This window comes from Kitasatospora sp. MAP12-44 (assembly GCF_029892095.1).
In the GTDB taxonomy this organism is placed as follows: domain Bacteria; phylum Actinomycetota; class Actinomycetes; order Streptomycetales; family Streptomycetaceae; genus Kitasatospora.
In genome coordinates this window covers 65,791-71,790 of record NZ_JARZAE010000001.1, presented here as the reverse complement: position 1 = coordinate 71,790, position 6,000 = coordinate 65,791, and the positions used below count along the sequence as shown (strand labels likewise).

At 69.1% G+C, this 6,000-nt stretch carries 6 protein-coding genes; 3 read left to right on the top strand and 3 right to left on the bottom strand.

Features of this window, described 5'->3' with window-relative positions; translation table 11 throughout:
• The first annotated feature begins 366 nt into the window (after positions 1-366).
• The 3 genes from P3T34_RS00290 (at position 367) to P3T34_RS00280 (ending at position 2,691) form a co-directional block, all read left to right on the top strand.
• A complete protein-coding gene (locus tag P3T34_RS00290; protein ID WP_348534603.1) occupies positions 367-1,101 on the top strand; it encodes a DEAD/DEAH box helicase family protein in 735 nt (244 codons plus the stop codon).
• Positions 1,102-1,160: 59 nt separating this feature from the next.
• Positions 1,161-1,358, top strand: a complete 198-nt coding sequence (locus tag P3T34_RS00285; protein WP_280663883.1) for a hypothetical protein — start codon at positions 1,161-1,163, stop codon at positions 1,356-1,358.
• A gap of 502 nt (positions 1,359-1,860) precedes the next feature.
• Positions 1,861-2,691 (top strand): IS5 family transposase, encoded by an 831-nt coding sequence (locus tag P3T34_RS00280; protein WP_280663882.1) that lies wholly within the window; start codon positions 1,861-1,863, stop codon positions 2,689-2,691.
• On the opposite strand, the gene P3T34_RS00275 is transcribed toward P3T34_RS00280, so the two are convergent.
• From P3T34_RS00275 to P3T34_RS00265, 3 genes are all read right to left on the bottom strand, one after another.
• The gene (locus P3T34_RS00275) at positions 2,609-3,190 is read right to left on the bottom strand and encodes a hypothetical protein (protein WP_280663881.1); all 582 of its coding nucleotides are present in this window, start codon (positions 3,188-3,190) and stop codon (positions 2,609-2,611) included. The two genes, P3T34_RS00280 and P3T34_RS00275, sit on opposite strands and share 83 nt — an antisense overlap.
• A gap of 422 nt (positions 3,191-3,612) precedes the next feature.
• Entirely contained in the window at positions 3,613-4,050 is a 438-nt protein-coding gene (locus P3T34_RS00270; RefSeq protein ID WP_280663880.1) for a replication/maintenance protein RepL, read from the bottom strand.
• Positions 4,050-4,652, bottom strand: a complete 603-nt coding sequence (locus P3T34_RS00265) for a hypothetical protein (RefSeq protein WP_280663879.1) — start codon at positions 4,650-4,652, stop codon at positions 4,050-4,052. Before P3T34_RS00265 ends, P3T34_RS00270 begins: the two co-directional genes overlap by 1 nt.
• Positions 4,653-6,000 lie beyond the last annotated feature (1,348 nt).

Genomic DNA, 6,000 nt, shown 5'->3' with positions numbered 1-6,000 from the left:
CCGCGGAGCGGGTCCCTACGGGCCTTCGGCCCTCCGTTCGCGGCTGACCTTCGGTCAGCCGGCGGACCCGCTCCGCGTGTCCGCACCCGGGCTTCGCCCGGGTGGGCTCGGCGCTTCGCGCCTTGGCTGGTCTCACTCCGCTTCGCTTCGTGAGGCCAAGTGGCTGAGCTGGTGTCACCTCGTTGGACTGGCAAAATGGCTGATTTCAAGACAGGCTGACTGAGGGGAGGGGGGTGGGCGCAGGGGGCGCGTGCGGGTCGGCTTCACTCCCGCCACAGTGGTCTAGACCGTGGTCCAGACCACTGCTTCGGCCTCATCGACGGGTGGGGTGCGCTACCCTGACGGAGCGGGCAACGATCCCAATGTATCAGTCTTAGACTGTCGGATGATCCCGCCGGAAGCGAGGTCCGGACCCGCCCGTTTCGGATATTCGCCGGACTTCTTGGCCGGGGACTGATATCCTGCCGGATAGCCACTTCAATCAGGCACCGTCGGCCGACCACCCTGTTCGCCACCTACACGTCCGCGGGCGCGGTCGAGGACGCCTACAAGTACTGGGCCGAGCGCCAGGGCGAGCTGCTGCCCCCGCTGGGCCTGATGGTCTGTGACGAGGCGCACCGGTCCTCCGGCAGCGTGGAGAAGACCTGGACCCTGGTGCACGACCAGGCCGCCATCCCCGCGGAGCGCCGGCTCTACATGACCGCAACCCCGAGGATCTGGGCGCCACCCAAACGCCCCGTCAAGGGCCGCGAGGATGCCCACCAGCCGCTCTCGGAGGAGCTGGCGGTGTCCATGGACGACGTACGGATCTACGGGCCGCACGCCTACTCCCTGAGCCTGGCAGAGGCCATCGACCACAAGCTGCTCGCCCCGTTCGAGATCGTGGTCCTGGAGCTGCGCGACCCACTCGGCGACCCCCAGGCAGCCGAGCAACAGGGCGTGCCATGGGGACCCGGTGTTGGAGAGGCCCTCGACGGGAGCAATGACGAGGTGCCAGCGGAGCGGATCGCCGCTGATGATCGGCGTCGACTTTTCACCGGCGTTCGGCGTCGGTCTTCGTTCCCTTCCCGGCGCTACCGTTCAGCGCTTCCAGTCTGGTAGAGGGATCTGACCTGCACCGAGTCCCCCATCAACCGGTGCAAGGCCGTGCCGAACCAGCGGTGAACGTCTCACGCAGATCATCAGCTGACGGGGCACTGGCACTGCTGCTGAGGACAGGCTGGACGGATGTCCACCCAGGCACGCTGCGGATCGAGGAGAGCCTCTTCGGCCGCGTCTTCTGGGCCCTCGACCTGAATGACCGACCCCTCACCGGCTACCTCGCCGAGGTCTCCAGCATCCGCGGCGCCACCCTCTGACCCCGAGCGCCGCCCTGCAATCCGCCCCACGTACCGCAGGCTCCGCTGCCGCGGTCAGATCTGCCGGTCCGGATCGGAGAATGTCAGACCGCCGGCACCCAGAGTGCGGCGGGCAGGCTGGGGAGCCGGGACGTCATCGCCGGGCGGCTGGCGGAAGTCCGCGCCCTGCTCCACCGGCAGCCGACGCACACCGGACTGGGCAGGCACGGACACGTCGGTGGCGGGCTCAGAGCGTGGTGGTGAACCGGGTGGTGTTCGGTGGGGTCGGGTCGGGGCTGCCTCGAACGTTGATGCTGGCCGTTGGGCGGGTGTAGACGAACGGGCCTCTTGGTAGGAGTGCGGTTGTCGAGACCAACCCTCCGGCCCAGGAGGCCCGTTGCCGTACCAGTTGACCATTCCCGTGCCGGGCGATGCCACTTCGGTCACTCTGGCGTGTGACTGCTTCGTTCACCAGTACGGGGCGATCGCGGCGGGGCGGCGTGCGCCGCACTACCCGTCCGACATGACGGATGCGGAATGGGCCCAGATCAAGGCCTCGATGCCGGTGCCGGCCTGGTTGGAGGGCCGGGGCGGACGCCCCGAGGCCCACTGCCACCGTGAGATGGTCGACGCAGTGCGCTACCTCGTCGACAACGGCGCGAAGTGGCGGGCGATGCCCGTCGACCTGCCGGCCCCGCGCAAGGTCTACGACTTCTTCCGCCGCTGGTCGCGCCACGGATACGTGCGCGAGCTCTACCAGCGGCTACGTCGCCTGCAGCGCGAGCGGGAGGGCCGGGCGGCCGAGCCGAGCGCGGGCATCATGGACGCCCAGTCGGTGGACGGCTCGGAGACCTGCCCGGCCGCCACGCGCGGGACCGACGGCAACAAGCTCCGCGACGGACGCAAGCGCCACATCCTGACCGACACGGGCGGCCTGCTGCTGGAGGTCACCGTCACCCCCGCCAACGTGCACGACTCGGTGGCCGCCCCGGAACTCATCGACGCGTTCATGGCCGAGCCCGGACGCCTGCTGAAACTGGTCTGGGCGGACACCGCCTACCAGGGCCCGGCGCTGGCGGAGGCGTTCGCGGCGCACGGAGTCAGGGTCGAGGTCGTCAAACGCCCCGACGGGACCAGGGGATTCGTGGTGCTCGCCCGCAGGTGGGCGGTCGAGCGCACACTGGGCTGGCTCTCACGGGCCCGGCGCCTGAACCGCGACCACGAGCGCCGGCCCGACCACCACACGCAGATGGTGTGGTGGGCCGCCCTGATCACCCTGACGCGGCGACTGGCGAAAGAACGTCTTCACTGGCCCGAGTTCCGGCCAGAGCGCCTGGACCCGCGGCAGGCCTGAACAGGCCCCGCTCACGCAGGAGCCAGCCGCGCGCCTGGAGTGCATAGGCACGGTGGCGCACCTTCTCCACCTCGTTCAACCGCGCCGCGTCCCGCCCCAGGGCCCGGGTCAGCTCCTGCACCGTGACCGGCCCCGGCGCGGCCAGGGCCGTCTCGAAGACCTGCCGGTAGGCCCCGCACAGCGCATCGGCTCCCAGCCCCGGCTGCCAGGCCGGCGGCCGGGCATCGTAGCCCTCCCGCAGCACCGGACCCGTCGGCGGTGTCCCGGCCACACCCACGGGCTTCTCCACCACGGTCGGCGCTGGTGACGCCCCGTCACCCTCCCGTCCCGCACCCGGCCCTTCGGCGAACATGAGCGCCACCTCCTCGCGGGCGATCCGCGCATGCTCCAGCCGCTGGCGAGCCGCCTCCGCCTGCACCTCGGCCTCCCGCAGCATCTCCAGCCAGGACTCCAGATCCTCCCGGGCCCGCGCCTCCCGGACTTCCAGCAATGCGATCACCGACGGCACTCCGCACCTCCACAACCAGACGAACCCTCCGCTGGCTGCCCCCAGCCGGCCACCCCGACACCGCCACCACCCGAAAGCTGCCGGTCATCGAGCTACAGACCGGTTCACCACCACGCTCTCAGAAAAAGCGGCCAGCCCAAGGCTGCGACGGTCAGCGGTCATGATCCCCAGTCTGGCAGGCCCATAGGTCCACGGGGCGGGAAGCTCACCTGGCACGGCCGAGGACGCGGGTTTGGCCCTGCTGGTAGGGCCAAACCGCTACCACGGGTGATAGTGCGTTGGCCCCGGCCAGCGGGGCCAAACCGAGAGGCCCGAGCAGCATTGCTCGGGCCTCACAGGTGATCCATCCGTCTACATCTTGTTATGCCAGGAGATAACTTCTGGGGGTCTACAACCCGCACTCGGCGCTGTCGTCACCCTGTGGCGGCCAGGCCGCCGCGGTTGCTGCGGGGTGGCCGGCGACGATAGCTCGGCAGGACGACCTCGGGGACGTCAGCAGGCACCTCGTCCAGCGCTTCGATCCACTCCTCCTGACTGCCTTTGAAGGCGATCCGGGGGTTGATCCGGTGCAGTCCGTTCGAGACGCGCCAGATCAGGCCAAGCTCCGCGAGTCGGCCCATAGCCGGCGAGATGTTGCTCTTCGCGGTGCCGAGCCGGTCGGCGATCTCCTCCAGCGTGAGGGTGACGTAGCCACCGTCGGTCATCTCGCCGAGCACGGTGTGCCACACGTCGTACTGCAGGGTCGTCAGCCGGTACAGCGGCAGCGCCCGCGAGAGATCCTGTGCGGTCAAGACCGAGCCCTCAGCAGTCAGGAAGGTCCCGGTGCCCTGGTCCTGTTCGGCGGCGGTCATCACAGGGACTCCAATCGCGGACGGCGAGTGCGGCGGGGAGGACGGACGTCGCCCTCGGGCAAGGTGATCTCGGGGATGGAGTCAGGCATCATCGCCAGCGCACGCTGCTGGTCCGCGCTGCTGCCCCAGAAGGCGATCCGGGGGTTGATCCGGTAGCGGCCGCGCTTCTCCAGCCACATGAACCCCATCCCGAGGAACCGGGTCAGCGCCTCGCCAGCCTCCTTGCGTCCGATGCCCAGCCGCTCGGCAAGCTTGATCACCGTGATCGGCACGATACCGCCCTTGAGCTGAGCTCCGAGCATGGTGTGCCACACGTCGTACTCGGTCGCGGTCAGGCCGATGAACGGCAGCTTCGCAGACAGCTCTTTCGACGCCATATAGAAGGTGTGCCCCAGAAAGTCGAAGTCCTCCCGTCGACCAGCTGCAGGCTCCGGCGCGGGCGCCGGGTTCAACGAGACCGACTCACCCGGCAGTAGCCGGATGGAGACGACATTCTGCCCGCCTGCGATCTCGGCAGGCGGGGGCTGGGCCGGCTGCTTGCCCGGCCGGGACGAGGGGAGGCGGACTACACGGCCGCCAGTTGAGGGACTGATCACCGCCAAAGGTTATCCCAGCGCATAACTTTTGTAGGTGTAGGACCCCCACTCCGGCGTGGCGCACCCTAAATGTGGGACTACAACCCTTGGTTACTCGACAGTAATGGGGGTTACAAACCCACATTCGCTTCACGTTTCAGCAGGTCAGCGCCTTGCTGCTCTTTGAATACCTAAGACCCACCCTCGCACGGAACGCTCGCCCATCGGGCTTCGCCCGATACTGCAGCAGCTGGCAGGCCCGTGCCGCTACCGCCACCCGCGCTAATCTGACAGCCGGTCGAAACTCCTGATCAGCGGTTCACCTCACCACGCCGATCACGGAAGTCCGGCTGCCGCCGGACCCGGGCCTTGACGGCCCTTTCCGCGCTCATCCTCCCCGCCGCCAGCCGCCCTGGGCCTTCCGGCACGCCGAGGTACGGAAGGTTCATGAGTACCGCCCGACGCGGCTTGTTCTCGATGCCTCCGGCAGTCGTAATCGTGGGCGCCGCGGGATCCCGTCCAGGTGGGCTGGCAACAGCAAGCACCGCATGGCCGGTGGCAGCACCAGCAATCGAGGCAAAGGCAGGACGGCAAGCGTGCCAGCCCAGCACGAACATCTGCCACCGGATCTGATGGCAACTGCCCAGGTCACGCCGTCTTCGGCGTGACCGGTGCGGTGGCGGGCCGACGGCTGGGCCGGCCACGGCCCTGACGGCGGATCCGACGGCGCAGGGCAGGCGGCAGCCGGATGGTCCAGCGCATCCGGGCGCTGGCCACGGGGTGCGGGGGCGGAGCAGCCGCGACCAGCCAGGCCCGGCGCAGCCGGGCCGCGTCGGTGGCCCGGCTGCCGCCCGTACCCGGCTCTCCGGCAGGGCAGGCGGGCCACCTGGCCGGGTTGGGGAAGACCGAAGGGGAGGGGGCGGTCGTCCTTCGTCCAGGGAGCCGGGAGCACGTCTACGCAATTCCTCAAGGTCTGGTTCTCTGAATTCGATGGGCGCGTTAAAAGTAGAAGTCCCGGCCGCCTTTTGGGCGGCCGGGACTTCTACTTTTGTGACTGAGCGCTTCTTCTGGCCAGTTGAGCGAACCTCTGGGCAGCGACGACGTCCAGAGCCGCTCCGGGATCGAATTTGGGTGCAGCCCGATGGCGGTTGCAACGGTGCGTAAGCCCGGCGGGCATTTCGGGAACGCGTTTCGGGTGGTTGGACGAGCAGGAGCACCCGTGGGCCGGCGCCGCTTCTGCGGTGCCGGCCCACGGGCGGTCACGGGGGCTCTGCGTGATCGGTTGATGCCTGGTCATCGGTGTGCCAGTCGAGGAGGGCGGGGCTTCGGGTGGCCCGGGCGCACAGGCCCTCGGCGGCTCGGATGGTGTCGGCGG